The 16,855-nt window shown below is 61.3% G+C and carries 13 protein-coding genes and 1 pseudogene; 12 read left to right on the top strand and 2 right to left on the bottom strand.

The features are described from left to right. Positions 1–143: 143 nt before the first annotated feature. Positions 144–423 (top strand): annotated as a pseudogene (locus FJW03_RS17995) (leucine zipper domain-containing protein); the annotation flags it as partial. A 213-nt stretch (positions 424–636) separates the two neighbouring features. Here the strand turns inward: FJW03_RS17995 and FJW03_RS18000 are convergent. Both FJW03_RS18000 and FJW03_RS18005 read right to left on the bottom strand, forming a co-directional pair. Further along, positions 637–2,289, bottom strand: coding sequence for an ABC transporter substrate-binding protein (locus FJW03_RS18000; protein WP_140759722.1), 1,653 nt, complete (start codon positions 2,287–2,289; stop codon positions 637–639). A 155-nt stretch (positions 2,290–2,444) separates the two neighbouring features. Then, positions 2,445–4,442 (bottom strand): FAD-dependent oxidoreductase, encoded by a 1,998-nt coding sequence (locus FJW03_RS18005; RefSeq protein ID WP_140759719.1) that lies wholly within the window; start codon positions 4,440–4,442, stop codon positions 2,445–2,447. Positions 4,443–4,572: 130 nt separating this feature from the next. Between FJW03_RS18005 and FJW03_RS18010 the strand changes: the two genes are divergently transcribed. The 11 genes from FJW03_RS18010 to FJW03_RS18060 all read left to right on the top strand — a co-directional run bounded on the left by FJW03_RS18010 (position 4,573) and on the right by FJW03_RS18060 (position 16,686). After that, a complete protein-coding gene (locus tag FJW03_RS18010) occupies positions 4,573–5,571 on the top strand; it encodes a GlxA family transcriptional regulator (protein WP_140759716.1) in 999 nt (332 codons plus the stop codon). Positions 5,572–5,724: 153 nt separating this feature from the next. Then, positions 5,725–6,411: a GntR family transcriptional regulator gene (locus FJW03_RS18015; RefSeq protein WP_140759713.1), complete on the top strand. Its 687-nt coding sequence runs from the start codon at positions 5,725–5,727 to the stop codon at positions 6,409–6,411. A 476-nt stretch (positions 6,412–6,887) separates the two neighbouring features. Beyond that, positions 6,888–7,799 (top strand): dihydrodipicolinate synthase family protein, encoded by a 912-nt coding sequence (locus FJW03_RS18020; RefSeq protein ID WP_140690156.1) that lies wholly within the window; start codon positions 6,888–6,890, stop codon positions 7,797–7,799. Next, on the top strand, positions 7,792–9,309 hold the full coding sequence (locus tag FJW03_RS18025; protein WP_140759710.1) for an aldehyde dehydrogenase: 1,518 nt from the start codon (positions 7,792–7,794) through the stop codon (positions 9,307–9,309). Before FJW03_RS18020 ends, FJW03_RS18025 begins: the two co-directional genes overlap by 8 nt. Continuing rightward, a complete protein-coding gene (locus FJW03_RS18030; protein ID WP_140759707.1) occupies positions 9,306–10,637 on the top strand; it encodes an NAD(P)/FAD-dependent oxidoreductase in 1,332 nt (443 codons plus the stop codon). Before FJW03_RS18025 ends, FJW03_RS18030 begins: the two co-directional genes overlap by 4 nt. Positions 10,638–10,719: 82 nt before the next feature. Beyond that, the gene (locus FJW03_RS18035) at positions 10,720–11,571 is read left to right on the top strand and encodes a glycine betaine ABC transporter substrate-binding protein (RefSeq protein ID WP_140690163.1); all 852 of its coding nucleotides are present in this window, start codon (positions 10,720–10,722) and stop codon (positions 11,569–11,571) included. A gap of 76 nt (positions 11,572–11,647) precedes the next feature. Continuing rightward, positions 11,648–12,739: a quaternary amine ABC transporter ATP-binding protein gene (locus tag FJW03_RS18040; protein WP_140759704.1), complete on the top strand. Its 1,092-nt coding sequence runs from the start codon at positions 11,648–11,650 to the stop codon at positions 12,737–12,739. Positions 12,740–12,754: 15 nt separating this feature from the next. Further along, positions 12,755–13,603, top strand: coding sequence for an ABC transporter permease (locus FJW03_RS18045; protein WP_140690167.1), 849 nt, complete (start codon positions 12,755–12,757; stop codon positions 13,601–13,603). Next, positions 13,600–14,460, top strand: coding sequence for an ABC transporter permease (locus FJW03_RS18050; RefSeq protein WP_140759701.1), 861 nt, complete (start codon positions 13,600–13,602; stop codon positions 14,458–14,460). Before FJW03_RS18045 ends, FJW03_RS18050 begins: the two co-directional genes overlap by 4 nt. A 19-nt stretch (positions 14,461–14,479) precedes the next feature. Further along, positions 14,480–15,478: a 4-hydroxyproline epimerase gene (locus FJW03_RS18055; protein WP_140759698.1), complete on the top strand. Its 999-nt coding sequence runs from the start codon at positions 14,480–14,482 to the stop codon at positions 15,476–15,478. Positions 15,479–15,696: 218 nt separating this feature from the next. Then, positions 15,697–16,686, top strand: a complete 990-nt coding sequence (locus tag FJW03_RS18060; RefSeq protein ID WP_140759695.1) for a GlxA family transcriptional regulator — start codon at positions 15,697–15,699, stop codon at positions 16,684–16,686. The last annotated feature ends 169 nt before the right edge of the window (positions 16,687–16,855 follow it).

Raw genomic sequence — 16,855 nt, forward strand, 5'->3', positions numbered from 1 at the left:
TGTCGCTGAGAGACCGCGCGATCAAGGTCGGCATGTCGGCGTCGCCCACCTCGTACTAGCTGTGAGCCTTCAGGAGGTTGTCTGTTCGGCCCCGACCAAGAAAACTGAGGTTGTCGAAGCTTCAGTGATTCTCGGAGGACCGACTGAACATCCACAAGAATGCCCGTCCGACGCCGCTGCGTCGAGGAAATGGCCCGTGACGCTATTGGAGGCCGTCCTTCCAAAGCCGATGCGGCGCGGACATACGGGGTGACGGCGAAGGTGGTGGCGCGCTGGGTGGAGTGCTTCCGGATCGAGGGAAGCGCCTGCACGCTCGACCGTTCCTCGCGGCCCAAGACAAGCCCAGGGCGAACCGAAGCCGCGGTGGCGGATGCGATCATGGCGCTGCGCCGGCAGCGCGTGACCGGCAAGCACATCGCTATGCTTCATGCTCGATCAGCGTGGCCGCAGTTGAGACCCACGGCTGTGGTGGCTGGCATAGTTGGAGTGGTCAGTTCGGCCGGCCAAAAAATGACGGCTCCGATGGTTTTGGATGTTCCTCGGGGGGGAAACATCCGTGACGACCGCGAAAATCTCCATCCGAAGAGGCAAATTCCGCGGCCGCCAGCTAGCCGTTTGGGCTGAGGCTTGAATGCGTCAGGCCTGTTCTAGCCAGACCTTCTGCAGATCCATCTGGAAGGTCGGGTGAATGGAATAGTTCTTCACCTTCTTGCTCATGTGATTGTAGAGCTTCTGCCAATAGGGTTGGATGATGATCCCCGAGTCCTGAATCATGGTCTCGATGTCCTTCATCACCTCACGCCGCTTCTCGGGGGCGCTCACCGACAGGGCCTCCTTGAGCTTCTTGTCGAACTCCGGATTGGAGTAACCCGTCTCGTTCCACGCCTCGCCGGTACGGAAGGCCAGTGCCAGAACCTGGACGCCAAGCGGACGCATGTACCAAACGGTCACGGAGTAAGGATACTTCGTCCAATCGTTCCAGAAGGTCGACCCGGGCATTACCCTGCGCTTGACCTTAATGCCCGCGTCGCGAAGCTGGGCGGCGATCGCATCCCCAGTGCTCTTGTTCCAATCATCGTCGACGGTGATCAATTCGTGCTCGAAATCCGCCTGACCCGCCTCCGCTATGAGTTTTTTCGCGCCAGCCGCGTCGCGCGCTTTCTTGGGCAGAGGGTAGTATTCGGGGTGAATCGGGCTGACAAAATGGTTCTCGCCCACCGTGCCGCGCCCGGCATAGCCGAGTTGAAGCACAACGTTGTTGTCAACGGCCATCTGGAGCGCGTTGCGCACGCGCTTATCGTCATACGGCTTCTGCGTGACGTTGGTGCGGGCAACCAGTGTGGTCGCGGTCTGGATCTCCGTCTGGTGAAGTCCAAGCTTGTCTAAAATCTCGACATAGTCCGCTCCGGTTTCATTATTGAGGTCAACCTCACCGGACTCGAACGCACTCACCATTGCATTTGGATCGGTCCCGTAGTCGATGAACTCGACCCCGTCCAGCAGTGCTTCTCCGCCCCACCATTTTCCGCTCTCGCGCCGCTTCAGCACTGCCTTCTGGCCGACGTCGTAGGAGACGAGCTCGAATGCACCGGTTCCAATCGGCTTCGTGATCGGATTGGCGCCATCTGCGTCGAAATTCCTGTGCACGACCAAGGCCGGGTAGTCGGTGAGACCGGCAATGAGCGCGATATCCGGGTCGCTCGGCGAGAGCTTGACCGTATAGTCATCGACCTTGGTAACGGCGCCCTCGCGCACCTTGCCCGTATTCGGGTCAACCAGGCTGTTGACACGTGCCGCCATCGAATTGCCCTCAGCCTTCTTGTCGCACCAGCGGCTGAAATTGTGGACGACATCGTCGGCATTGAATGGGTCGCCGTTGTTCCAGGTCACCCCCTTGCGGACATGAAGCAGGTATTCGGTGGCGTCGCTGTTGACTTCCCAACTCTCCAGAAGCACCGGTTCGAAAGTGAATTCGCGGGTGTAGCGGACCAGCGGCTCCAGCCAGGTGCGACTGATATTGGCCATCTCGACCCAATCATAGGTACGCGGGTCCTTCTGCTGCTTTACCACCATGGCAACGCGGAGCGTTCCGCCCTTCTTGCCTTCTGCGGCGAACGCGGGCACCGGCGCGGCCAGGCCGACCATGCCGTAAGCGACCGCGGTCGATGCGCCGAACGCACTGGCTATCGCAAGGAATTCGCGCCGGTCCATGTGGCCATCACGAACGTCCTTCGCCATGGGCGTGATCGCCTTTGGCACGCGGGTTCCTCCGCTTTTGAAAAACTTCATTTCGAGTGCTCCCTGTTGTTGATTTCTTGTCTCTCACGCATTTGCGCAACCAACCGTGGGATCCCTGGGCATCGGCGAGCGGCCTCCGATTCGGGACGGTTGCGTCTCCTCAACTTCCGCGAATGGCCAGTTGAAGATGGTCAGTGTCTGGCAGTCTAGATGGATTGGCCGAGCACCCTCCCCTCGTAGATTGCCGCCACGGCGAGCCGCGGCGCCAATGCGTCGCCGATGACCTTCGGTCTCAGCGCGGGTACCTGCTCTTCAAGTTCATCCAGCACCCACGTATCTGAGACGTTGGTGGTTGCAAGGACCAGGGTATCGGCCTTTATGACCGTTTCGGTCCCATCGAGATGGCTCCTGACAGTCGCTCCGTCCCCGTGCCATTGCTTGACCACAGCGTCAGTTATCCAGCAGCCGCCTGCATTTTTCAGGCGTGCGCGAGCGACGCCGTCGCTTTCCGTCCGCTGCAGGTAACGTCCGAGCACAGGCCAGGACGTGACGACGGTGACGCGATGGCCACGCGCCACGATTTCGAGAGCGGTGCCGAGACCTCGCCAGTCACCTGTGTCGTCGATGAGCAGCACATGATCGCCCAAGCGTGCTGTCCTCGTCATCACGTCCTCGACGGACCAGACATTGGGCAAGTCAACACCCGGAAGGCGGTCTTGCCCAGGCAGGCCACGCTGGAACCCCGTGCCCGAAGGCTGGGAGCCCGTTGCGATGACGATTTCCTCGAAGTCGCGACCGGTAATCTCGTGGGCATCAAGCGGGGTATTGAAGAGCAGGCTTACGCCCAGCCTGGTCAACTGTCGTTCGTACCAGTCAATCAGTTCCAGGATTTGAGACCGGCGCGCTTGCAGGCCAGCGAGCCTGAACTGCCCGCCGAGTTGCGGGCCTGCCTCGGCGAGCGTCACGCTATGACCGCGCTCGGCGGCGACGCGAGCCGCTTCGAGACCGGCCGGGCCGCCTCCCACCACCAGCACGCGCTTAGGTGTCTCGACCCTTGCGAAGCTGTCGCCACCCCATTCGAATTCGCGGCCAGCTGAAGGATTGACGAGGCACGAGATCCAGTAGTCCCTCGAGCGTCTGCCCCAGCACATCTGGTTGCATGAGATGCAGCCGCGAATGTCAGTGTCGCGGCCACTCGCCACTTTGTTCACCCAGTGCGGATCCGCGATCTGGCCGCGCACAACGCTGATCATGTCGGCCTGACGCGACGAGATAACCTCGTTGGCGTTCTCCGGCGTGCGGATGTGACTTTCCGCCTGGACGCGAGTGTGTTTGCAGACCTCTTTCAACGCCTGGGCGTTGGGGGCGCCCAGTTTGTCGGCAAACAAGAAGGTCGGCATGACGGCGGAGTGGTCGAAGTAGCTGCCCGTGCCGCAACTGATGTAATCGATCAGGGCGCGCGTATCATGATAGGCGGCGATCTCCTGGAGCAGTTCCGTATTCATCCCGACATCGACCGAGGCATCGATGCTCGAGGCGAGACCGATGATGAACTCGTCACCAACCGCCGCACGAATGCGCGAGGTAATCTCGGTCGAGAAACGCATCCTGTTTTCGAAGGAGCCGCCCCACCGGTCTTCGCGCCGGTTCGACCATGGCAACCAGAATTGTTCGATGAGCGAATTATAGGGGCCGAACAATTCCACGCCGTCGAAGCCGCACTCCCTGGCTCGGACAGCGGCGCGAACGAAGCTCTCAATTATCTCCTCGATCTCAGCTTCCCGCATCCGATGGCTGCCGTCTCCATCGTGGTAGGACGGCAGGCCCGATGGTGACCAGTTCGCCGAGTAGGAATTGTCGTAATCCCCATGCTGGCCGACGTGGTAAAGCTGGTGGACCATAACCGCGCCTTCGGCCTTGCATGCATCGGTGATCGCCCTGAAGCCGGGGACCACCGCATCGTCGTCGTGGCGAAAATTGCCCCGAGTCAACCGAGCCGTGCGGTGGACCGGCATCGGCTCGACCACGATCATGGCCGCGCCTCCCCTGGCCCGCTCCAGGTAGTAGCCCAGGTGCCGCGCTCCAGGCAGACCGTCGTCGGCCATGTTGGCGGTATGGGCACCAAAATTGATCCGGTTGCGCAGCGTCTTGTGGCGCAGCTGGAGCGGCTCGAGAATTTTCGGGAATGCCGACTTCAGCGTCATCTTTGGTTTCCGCGCCGTGAGCGCTCACCTGATTGGGATGACCGAACATTAGCGGTTCGCGAAATTCACGAATTGTGATTTCGATACGTTTTTCATAAGAATTGGACGGATCCGCAAGGAGGGGCTAGCTTTGACGACCGCGCTGAAGGCACCTGATCGCGTAGGACTTCCCTACCTGAAGATCGGCATCATCCTATGCCCGAGCTTCACGCTGACCCCGATGGCGAGCTTCGTGGATGCCATTCGACTGGCTGCCGACCGGGAGGATCAGAGCCGCCAGGTTTATTTTTCGTGGGACTTCATTTCAGCAGGGCAGCATCCGGTGCGTGCGAGCTGCGGCCTGCAGATGGTTCCGAACGGAAATCTGGATGATCCAGGCAGATATGACTGCGTTGCCGTATGCGGCGGCCTCGTGCGAGACATGGGGGGAATCCCGCAAAGGACGTATGACTATCTGCAGGCTGCGGACCAACGTGGCATCCCCATCATTGGTTTGTGCACAGGCAGCTTCGTTCTGGCACAGGCGGGCCTTCTCAACAATCGGGAATGCGCTTTGCACTTCGATACCCTGGGCGAATTCGTGGCCAGGTTTCAGAATGTCAGCCCCGTCACCAACCAGAACTATGTTATTGATGGCAACATCCTCACCTGTCCGGGGAGCATCGTGGCCATTGAGGTCGCGGCCTTCCTCATTGCGCACTACAGCAATGTCGGCAGAGCTCAAAAGGCCCTCAACTATCTCCTCTTCAAACCCGAGGAGCCTCGCATCGCCCTCAGAACGAAACCTTACGAGGAGGCGCTCGGGGCGGCGTCGCTGCTGACTGTGGAGGCCGTGAAGGTGATGGAGACGCGTATCGACGCGCCGTGCTCGATCGACGAGCTCGCGCGTTCTCTGAACACCTCTAAGACACGCCTGAATCGGGCTTTCCTGGCAGATCTGCAAACCGCACCAGCCATATTCTGGCGGCGGATACGTCTTCTCGCCGCGCGTGAGCTGCTGGCGAGCCGACGGCGCAGCGTCACCGAAATTGCATATGAGACTGGCTTCAGCGATACGGCGCATTTCTGCAGCTGTTTCAAGAAGCACTTTTCGATGACACCCCAGCAATTCAGGCGGATAGGGAAATAAGATGATGCGGATGCAAACGTCGGCGCATCGGAACAGACCTCGCTCTCCGGCCATATTGTGTACGAGGAAAATACAATCCGTTGACTCACGCAGGAGCCCATGCGACTCTGTGCGAGCATGATCGACTGGCAGAGATGATTCCGAAGGTGCGCGATGAAGGGAAGCAAGGGCAGTCTCTACGACGATCTGAAGCGCCGCATCCTGACGATGGAACTCGATCCGGACGAGGACCTGGATGAGGTGGCGCTGAGCGAGCGCTATGGCTTGTCGCGCACCCCGGTGAGGGAAATCTTTCGTCGGCTGGAAGGCGAAGGCTACATCGAAATTCGCGCGAACCGGGGCGCCCGGGTCGTCCCTATGAACCATTCGACCCTTCGACAATTCTTCTTGGTAGCCCCTATGGTCTACGCCGCTATCGGCCGGCTGGCGGTGCAGAATTTCAAGCCTTCACAGATGTCGGACTTGAAGGACACGCAGGAGCGTTTCCGCGACGCGAGCAAGTCAGGCGACCCACTTTCCATGGTGGTCGAGAACAACAGGTTTCATGAGATCATCGGCGAGATGTCCGGCAACGTCTATCTGCAGCCCAGCCTCGGCCGCCTGCTGATCGATCATGCCCGTATCGGCCATACCTTCTTCCGCCCGCGCAATGATGACATGCGCAAGCGCCTCAGAATTGCAGTCGAACACCACGATTGTTTCATCTCGGCCATCAGCGGTCATGACGAGGATGCCGTCGTCGACTTGGTGTTCGAACACTGGGAATTGTCACGCGAGAACATGGAGATGTTCATCGCGCCACAGGGCATGAAGGCAGATGCCTTGGTCGGCGATAACTGACGGCATCGCCGCGATTTTCAGATCGGCCCTTTGCCGCTTCATAGCTCGTCTGGCCTGTCGGTCGGGGTATGGCAGGCCTTGCTCGCGAAGGTTGCCTCAGCATCCACAAGGCACGTCTGCCGGTCCCTAAAGGCGCACCTCGCGCTTCAGTTCTGATCTGACACGCCGGCTCGGTCGCGAGCGGTTCTCTCCTCGCGGGCTGGTCGGCTTTGCCAGCGGCAGGACCGCTGTCGCATTTCTCCGGACGGCGCTCCGGTTCACACCTTCTGTCGCGTGTGTTTTATCCGTATAAAATTTGTGTACTCAAATAATACAATCCGTTGACTCCGGCTCTCCGCTGTGCAATCCTGCGCGGCATCAAATGCGATCGACCGGTTTCGGGCGCTGGGGATTCTCACCGGAGAGTTCGCAGACAGTTCCCCCTTGGCTGAATGACGCTTTGGTCGGAAATGGCCACTCCACGATGGAGATTTGTCTTGAAATTCGAGGGCATCTACACGCCGGCGGTCACTCCGCTCGGCCCGGACGGTCAAATCGATCACGCCGCTTTCGCGGACGTTCTGGAGTCACTCATCGAAGCCAAGGTGCACGGCATCATCGTCGGCGGATCGACCGGTGAATATTATGCCCAAACCGCGCAGGAGCGCTTCGATCTCGGCGCTTACGCCAAGCAAGTGATCGGCACCCGCCTTCCGCTGATCATCGGCACGGGCGCCATCAGGACCGAGGACTCGGTCGAATACGCCAAGTCGGCGAAGGAGATCGGCGCCGACGCGATCCTTGTATCCTCACCGCCATACGCCCTGCCGACGGAGCGCGAGAATGCGGTGCATGCGCTCACCGTCGACCGCGCGGCCAACCTTCCGATCATGCTCTACAACTATCCTGCTCGTATGGGCGTGATGATGGGCGAGGAGTATTTCTCCCGCGTTGGGAAGTCCCGGAACGTCGTCGCCATCAAGGAAAGCTCCGGCGACATGGGCAACCTCCACCGGCTAGCCCGCAAGTTTCCGCACATCGCGCTTTCCTGCGGCTGGGACGATCAGGCGCTGGAATTCTTCGCCTGGGGCGCCAGGAGCTGGGTCTGCGCCGGCTCGAACTTCCTGCCGCGCGAGCATGTCGCGCTCTACGAGGCCTGCGTGCTCGAAAAGAACTTCGACAAGGGCCGCGCCATCATGAGCGCGATGCTGCCGCTGATGGACTTCCTCGAATGCGGAAAGTTCGTCCAGTCGATCAAGCACGGATGCGAGCTGATCGGCCTGAAGACAGGCGGCGTGCGCGCGCCGCTGCGGCCTTTGAATTCTGAAGAAAAGCGATCCCTGCAGACTGTCGTCGCCACGCTGAAGCGCACGGTCGCCCAGATCACGTCGGGAGCCAACCATGCATGAGCCTTTGACCGCCGCCGAATACAAGGCACTCGCCGCGGAGCTGCAATTCCCGACCAACGCCTTCATCGACGGGGCGTTTCGTCCGGCGAATTCCGGCAAGACCTTCAAGACGACCAATCCGGCAACGGGCGAGGTTCTCGCCGAGATCGCCGCGTGCGATGCCAGTGACGTCGACTTTGCCGTGGCAAAAGCCAGGGAGGCTTTCGACGATGGGCGCTGGCAGCACCTCGCGCCAGGCGAGCGCAAGGCAGCGCTGCTGAAGTTCGCCAAGCTGCTCGAACGCAACCGCCACGAGCTGGCGGTCATGGAAAGCCTCGACAGCGGCAAGCCGATCCGCGAATGCCAGACGGTCGATGTTCCCGATACCATTCATACCATCCGCTGGCACGCCGAGCTGATCGACAAGCTCTACGACAACACCGCGCCCGTCGGCTCTAAGGCGCTGACCATGGTGGTGCGCGAGCCGGTCGGCGTCGTCGGCTGTGTCCTGCCCTGGAATTTTCCGCTCTTGATGCTGGCCTGGAAGATCGGCCCGGCGCTGGCCGCCGGCTGCTCGGTGATCGTCAAGCCGGCGCAGGAGACGACGCTGACCACGCTGCGTGTCGCCGAGCTCGCCCATGAGGCCGGCGTCCCGCCCGGCGTCTTCAATGTCGTCCCCGGCGGCGGCAAGGACGTGGGCGAACCGATCGGTATGCATATGGGCGTCGACATGGTGGCCTTCACCGGATCGACGCCGACAGGCCGCCGTTTCCTGCGCTACGCCGCCGACTCCAACCTCAAGCGCGTCGTGCTGGAATGCGGCGGCAAAAACCCTGCAGTGGTTCTCGAGGATGCCGAGGACCTCGACCTTGTCGCCGAGCAGGTGGTCAACGGCGCGTTCTGGAACATGGGCGAGAACTGCTCGGCGACGTCGCGGCTCATCGTCCACGCCAAGGTCAAGGACGAGCTGCTGCAGCGCATCGGCGCCTACATGCGGGAATGGAAGATGGGCGATCCGCTCGACCCGGAAAATCGCATCGGTGCGCTGGTCAGCAAGAACCATTTCGAGAAGGTGAAGTCCTTCCTCGCCGCCGTGAAGGCCGAGAAGCTCTCGATCGCCCATGGCGGTGCCACGCACAAGGGCGCGTACATGGAGCCGACCGTCGTCGACGGGGTGACACCTGCGAGCCGCCTCTTCCAGGAGGAAATATTCGGGCCGATCCTTTCGGTCACGACCTTCAATTCGCTGGCCGAGGCGATCGCGCTTGCCAACGATACGAATTACGGGCTCACCGCATCCGTCTACACAGCAAGCTTGCGCAAGGCGATCAAGCTTTCGCGCGAAATTCGGGCCGGCGTGGTCACGGTCAACTGCTTCGGTGAAGGCGACGCAACCACGCCGTTCGGCGGCTACAAGGAATCCGGCTTCGGCGGGCGCGACAAGTCGGTCTTCGCGCATGACAATTACTGTGAGCTGAAGACGGTCTGGATCGATCTCTCCGACCGTTCCGTCGACGAGACCATCCGGTGAGCGATCTCGTCGTCAAGCGGCTTCCGGCTGAATCCGGAACCTCGGGCTGGGAGGCGATCAGCAGGCGCTGCTTCCCTGTCCGCACGCTTGACGGCGATATCAAGGCGGACTGGCTGATCATCGGTGGCGGCTTCGCCGGCCTTTCCGCCGCGCGGCGGCTGGCTCAACTGCGGCCCGGCGACAGGATCGTGCTCATGGAAGCCGGAGAGATCGCCAAAGGCCCCGCCGGCCGGAATTCCGGCTATATGATCGACACCCCGCACAATTTGTCGTCGGGCGAATATTCCGTCGCCGGCGAGGCCGAAACAAAGGCGGAGATCGCCGAGAACCGTTTCGCGATCGCCTTCGCCGCCGAGGCGGCGGCGGAATACGGCATGTCCGCGCGCACCTTCGATCCGTCGGGCAAGATCAATGCGGCGGCGACCGAGCGCGGCATGACGCTCAATGCCAATTACGGCCGCTCGCTCAAGGCGATCGGCGAAGAGCATCGCTTGCTGAGTTCGGACGAGATGGGGGAGATCACCGGATCGTCCTACTACCTCGGCGGCCTCTACACGCCCGGCGCCGTGATGATCCAGCCCGCCGACTACATCCGCGGGCTCGCCGCCGGACTGGCCTCGAAAGTCGACATGTTCGAGCATTCGCCGGTGCTCAAGCTCACCCGGGCTGCGGGGGCCTGGAAGGCGGTGTCGCGCACCGGAAGCGTCACCGCGCCGAAAGTGATCCTCGGCGTCAACGGCCATATCGATGATTTCGGTTACTTCCGCGGCCGCCTGATGCACATCTTCACCTATGCGTCGATGACTGCCCCTTTCACCGCGAAGTCGACGGGAAAGGACCGGTGGGCGTTGCTTCCCGCCGACCCGATGGGCGCCACCGTCAGGAAGATAAGCAGCGACGGCCTCTCGCGGATCGTGATCCGCACCCGGTTCACCTATGACTGGCCCGTCCGGGTCAGCGAAAAACGCCTGGACGGGATCGCGTCCGAGCAACGGGCATCGCTCAATGCCAGGTTCCCGGACCTCAAGGACGTGCCGTTCGAATATGTCTGGGCCGGGAGGCTTTGCCTCAGCCGCAATCACGTGCCCGCCTTCGGCGAGATCGAAGAAGGCCTCTATTCGGCGTGCTGCGAGAACGGCCTTGGCACCGTCAAAAGCACGCTCGCTGGCGTCATGGCCGCGGACCTCGCGACCGGCACCCGCTCGGGCATGCTCGACAGATATTCGGATCAGCCTCAGCCCGCACGGCTTCCCCCCGAGCCGCTTACGTGGCTGGGCGTGAACACGGTGATCCGACTGCAGGAATTGCGTGCTGGCCGCGAGGGATGAGCTCTGGCCGCGCAATGTGAAGGCTGAGCAGGCGCAAAGTCTTCAAAATGGGAATGGAAACGAAAACTAAGGAGTGAGGAACATGAAGACGTTGTGGAAAGCGCTCTGCGCTGCCGCGATGGTCGGGATGACCATGTTTTCGGCCCAGGCCGAGGAAAAGACCATCACTATGGGGACGATGTCGTGGGAGGATCTCACTCCCATCACTGGCATCACCAAGAAGGTGCTGGAAGACGCAGGCTACACTGTCAAGGTGGTCGACTTCTCCGAATGGGGCATCGCCTACGCCGCGCTGACCAAGGGCGACATTCAACTGCTCGCCTCGCAGACCGACTATGTCGCCCAGGATTATTGGGACAAGAACAAGAAGCGTCTCGAGAAGGTCTCCCCGGTGTCGCACGGCCTGTACCAGGCCATTGCGGTGCCGAACTACGTGACAATCGATTCGACGGATCAGCTGAACGACAACGCCGACAAGTTCGGCGGCAAGATCGTGGGCATCGAACCTGGCTCGGGCCTGATGCGCGACGCTGCCAAGGCGGTGAAGGACTACGGCCTGAAGCTGCAGCTGGTCGAAGGCAGCACGGCCGCCATGACGGCCGCCCTGAAATCGGCCATCGATCGCAAGGAATGGATCGCCGTCACGATCTGGGAGCCGTCCTGGATGATGCAAAAATTTCCGGTGAAGTTCCTGAAGGACCCCAAGGGTGTCTTCCCGCCGCCGCAGAGCTATTACTGGATCGCCAGGAAGGGTTTCTCGGCTGACCATCCGCATGCTCGCGAGGTCATCGCCTCAGTCTATGTGCCGCTCGCCGATATCACCGCGATCAACGGAGCGGTCAGCGACGGCAAGAAGATGGATGAAGCCGTCAAGGCCTGGACTGAAGCTCATGCCGATCTCCTGAAGCGCTGGGAAAACATCAAGAGCGAGTGACGCTGGCATGGCGGGCCGCCGAACCGGCTGCCCGCCTTCAAAACACGATGGCCATTTGTGGCCGATGGGGAATGCAATGAACACTGCCTTGAATGCCCCCAACGAAGTTCTCGTCGACTGCAAATCCGTGTGGAAGGTTTTCGGGAGCCGCGCGCCAGCCGCCGTCAAAGCCATCTTGGAGCGCGGGCTTTCCAAGAAGCAGGTGCTGCAGGAATTCAACTGCGTGGTCGGCGTCGCCGATGCCACGTTCCAGGTCGGCCGCGGCGAGATCTTCTGCGTCATGGGCCTCTCGGGAAGCGGCAAGTCGACGCTGATCCGACTGCTCAATCGCCTGATCGAGCCGAGCCTCGGCAATATCACCGTCAAGGGAAAGGAGATTGCGAAGCTCAATGCCGCCGAGCTGCGCGACATGCGTGCCCGGAATATCGGCATGGTCTTTCAGAGCGTGGCGCTCCTGCCGCACCGCACGGTCCTCGAAAATGCCGGCTTCGGCCTCGAGGTGCGAGGCATTGCCAAGGAAGAGCGAAACAAAATCGCCCGCGCGGCGCTGGAAAAGGTTGGGCTTGCCGATTGGACCTCGCGCTATCCCTCGGAACTGTCCGGCGGCATGCAGCAGCGCGTAGGCCTCGCCCGGGCGCTGGCGGCCGACCCGGAAATCATCCTCATGGACGAGCCGTTCAGCGCGCTCGACCCGCTCATCCGCCGCCAATTGCAGGACGAGTTCCGCGAGTTGACCAAGTCGCTGGGCAAGTCCGCGGTATTCATCACGCACGATCTCGAGGAAGCCATCCGCATCGGCGACCGCATCGCCATCATGAAGGACGGCGTCATCGTCCAGATCGGGACGGCCGAGGACATCGTGACCAAACCCGCGGACGACTACGTCTCCGATTTCGTCGCGGGCATTTCCAGGATTCATCTGGTCAAGGCGCACTCGGTGATGGTGCCCGTGAGCGAGTTCAAAAGCGCGCAGCCGCAATGCGACGTGAACGCGCTTCCCCGGACTTCACCCGAAGCCGACATCGGTGAGCTCATCGATCTGACCACGCAGTCCGATCGCGATGCGGTAGCTGTGGTCGAGGACGGGACTGTCGTCGGCATCGTCACTATCCGCGGCTTATTGCGTGGTGTCGCCGGCAAGCCCACCGGAGAGCTGGTCGCTGCATAGCTCGGGAGGAGCATCATGGACATCTCGACCATAACCGACACGTTCGACAGTTGGACGGACACGGCTCTCGGCTGGATCAGCGACAATGGCGACTGGCTGTTCGAAACGCTGAGGGCAGTGCTTGAAGGAACCTATAACGGAGTCCTCTGGCTGCTGCAGCTCGCACCGTTTTATGTGATCGCGATCGTCGCGGCGCTGGTCGCGTGGCGGTTGATCAACAGTTTCGCCGGCGTGCTCGCCGGTCTTGCCCTCGTCTTGTGCGCGGTGATGGGTCTCTGGGCCGAAACGATGAGCACGCTCGCCCTGGTGATCACCGCCACCATGCTGGCGCTGCTGTTCGGCATTCCGATCGGCATCGTGGCAGGATTCGTGCGTGCATTCGATCGCTTCCTCGAGCCGATACTCGACCTGATCCAGACCCTGCCGCCTTATATCTACCTTCTGCCGGCGATCGCGCTGCTGGGCTACGGGCCGGCGACCGCGCTCGTCGCCACCTTCATCGTCGCCATGCCGCCGGCCATCCGGCTCACCGCGCTCGGCATCCGCATGACGCCACGCGAATTCGTGGAGTTGGGACACGCGACCGGCCTGACCCCGTGGCAGATGTTCGTGAAGATCAGGCTTCCTTTCGCCATTCCAAGCGTGATGGCGGGCATCAACCAGAGCCTGATGATGGCATTCGGCATGGTCGTCATCGCCGGCATCGTCGGTTCGGGCGGTCTCGGCGAGACAATCTATTCGGCCGTGCGCACGCTCGACATCGCCACCTCGATCAATGCCGCGATCGCCATCGTCATCCTGACCATGGTGCTCGACAGGCTCACGCAGAGCGCAGCCCGCCGAGCCAAGGGAGTCACAAGATGAATTTCGCTCTGCCCAGCTTTTCGCCGGGGGCTTACCTCGCCCCCGCCGTGGATTGGCTGAACACCAATTTCCATCCGTTCTTCGATGCCGTGGCCAGATTGATCGAGGCTGTCTTGAGCGGAATCGAGGCCGCCCTGCTCTATCCGCCTGCCTATGTGACGATCGTCGTGGCCGTGGCGCTTGCTTTCTTTCTCGTTGGCATCCGGGTTGCGATCGTCACTGCCATCGCACTTGCCTTCTGCCTGCTAGCCGGCTTCTGGGCCGCGTCGATGCAGACGCTGGCGCTGGTGACGGTGGCGGTGATCATCTCAGTCTCGGCCGCCTTCCCACTCGGCATCATGGCCTCGCGCTACAAGAAGTTCGAGGCCGCGATCCGGCCGGTGCTCGACATCATGCAGACCGTGCCGCCATGGGTCTATCTCATCCCGGCGGTCATGATCTTCAGCCTCGGCCGCGTTCCGGCGATCATCGCCACGATCGTCTACGGCATTCCGCCGATGCTGCGCCTGACGACGCTCGCCTTCAACCAGGTTCCGAAAGACCTGCTGGAACTTGGGCAGGCCACGGGCGCTTCGCCGCGATCCATTCTCTTCAAGATCGAAATCCCATCCGCGACTCCGACCCTCATTGTCGGCCTCAACCAATGCATCCTCCTCTCGTTGGCGATGGTGGTGCTGGCCGGACTGGTCGGCGCGGGTGGCCTCGGCGCGGAAGTGACCCGTGGTTTGACCCGCATGGAGATGGGCCTCGGCCTGCGGGCCGGTCTATCGATCGTCGCAATCGCCATCTTCCTTGACAGGTTTTCGAGGGGCGCTCTGCAGCGCAGCCGCGCACCCGGCGCGGCAAAGACCGCCTGAGGGGAGGAAATGTAAGATCATGCGCCGCAGCTTCTTCTGCATAGATGCCCACACATGCGGCAATCCGGTTCGGCTCGTCGTCGGCGGCGGTCCCTTGCTGCCACACGCCCCGATCGCCGAGCGCCGCGAGCTGTTCATGCGCGAGCATGACTGGATCCGCCAGGCTCTCATGTTCGAGCCGCGCGGGCACGACATCATGTCGGGCGCCATCATCTATCCCGCATACCGCGAGGACTGCGATCTCGCCGTCATCTTCATCGAAGTCAGCGGCTGCCTGCCGATGTGCGGCGCCGGTACGATCGGCCTAGTGACCGCGGCTCTGGAAGAGGGGCTCGTTACGCCGCGTGTCCCGGGCAGGCTCTCGATCGAGACACCGGCGGGAAGAGTGGATATCCAGTATGAGAAGCCAGGCGAGTTCGTAGAGTCCGTGCGGATGTTCAACGTCGCGAGCTATCTCCATGCGGCCGATGTCAGCGTCGATGTTCCAGGGCTCGGCCCGCTCGTCGTCGACATTGCTTACGGCGGCAATTTCTACGCGGTTATCGAGCCGCAGGAATTTTGGCAGGGGTTGGACGGCATGTCGGCGAGCGACATCATCGACCTCAGTCGGCGTCTGCGCGACGCCTTGGCACCCGTCTGCAATCCGGTCCATCCCGAGGACGAGAGGATCAGCGGCGTGCATCACGCCATCTGGTGCGACAGGCCTTCGGGCAGCGATGCCGATGGCCGTGGCGCGGTGTTCTATGGCGACAAGGCGATCGACCGTTCGCCGGGCGGTACGGGAACGTCGGCGCGCATGGCGCAACTGCATGGCAAGGGGCGCCTGAAAGTTGGCCAGGCCTTCCGCCAGGAAAGCCTGATTGGCACGGTGTTCGAGGGCCGTGTTGAGGCAGAGATTGATGTTGGACCTTTCAAAGGGATTCGGCCGAGCGTCGGCGGCTGGGCACGGATCATCGGCCACAACACCATATTCGTGGATGATCGTGATCCCCTGGCCCACGGTTTCCAGCTCAAATAGATTGGGACCGACGCATGATGCAGTGGCGGACGCAAAGCTGGGGGGTACCATCCGATGTTATCCGACGCGTAATGCAATGGTGCGCACATTTCGACTGTCAAATCGTTGTGAACCATCCGGGAACGACCGCAGTCGGTAGATCGATCGGCGCTGGCCCGAAAGCACTCTTTCGAGAAGCCAGGGCGCTGTCGGCCAAGTAAGAAAAGATCAGGCGCAAAATGAAACCAGCGGATGAAATTCCCGGAATCGACCGACTGAAGATCGGCTTTATCCTGGCCCGTTCGTTCACTCTTTCCGCATTCGCGCTCTTCGTCGACACCCTTAGACTGGCCAGCGACGAGTCGGATAAATCCGGCAGGGTGCGGGCCGATTGGCAGGTGCTGGCCAGCACGAGAAATCTGGTTACGTCAAGTTGCGGAGTTCAGGTCGCGCCGACATCCGACTTCGTTGACCCCAGTCAATTCAACTACATCGTCGTGGTCGGCGGTCTTCTGAACTGCGAATACCCGGTTGACATCCCCACGATCGGCTACCTCAAGAATGCCGCAGCCAAGAGGGTTCCACTGATTGGTATTTGCACGGGAACATTCATTCTGGCTGAAGCTGGCCTCATGAAACACCATCGGACCTGTGTAAGCTGGCTTCACTTCCAGGCTTTCCGCCAGCGTTTCCCGGATCACGAGGTCAGGGCGGATCGGCTCTTCAACCTTGACCGCAGCAGGGGTTCTTGTGCCGGTGGGAGCAGCGCGGCTGATATGGCGGCGTCAATCGTCAGGCGGCATATCAGCCGGGACGCCGAGAGAAATGCGCTTGAAGTATTGCAGATCGAAAAGGCACGCTCGGCCATCGACATCCAGCCCCGCCGACCCCCTTTCATTGACTGCCAGGACCCTAGGCTCAAGGCGGCACTCATTATCATGGAAAACCACGTAGAAAACACGATTTCCATTGCCAAAGTGGCCGGGTTGATCGGCTTGTCCCGAAGGCAACTCGAGCGTCTCTTCAGAGACAAGACGGCCCTATCTCCGGCAAACGCCTATAAGAGGGTCCGTCTGGAACGAGCAAAGCAGCTTCTCATGCAGACGAGAGCTCCGATGATCGAGATTGCGATCGAGGTCGGCTTTGAAAATGCTTCGCACTTCGCGAGACTCTTTCACAAGACGTTCGGCCAGCCTCCCAGCAAGTACAGGTCAGCGGGTTCGAGCTGAGGCGAGGCCCAGCGGATGGGCGGTCGCTGATCACAGATCAGGCGACCCGGCGAAAGAATCCGGGCAGATGTCTCAAACTGGTGGTGTGATTGTCGCAAGCATCGCAGCCACAAACGGACATTTACGATCTAGCTCGCATCCGCCAGCAGACGGGTATCCATGCCGCCGC

This window comes from Mesorhizobium sp. B4-1-4, assembly GCF_006439395.2.
Taxonomy (GTDB): Bacteria; Pseudomonadota; Alphaproteobacteria; order Rhizobiales; family Rhizobiaceae; genus Mesorhizobium.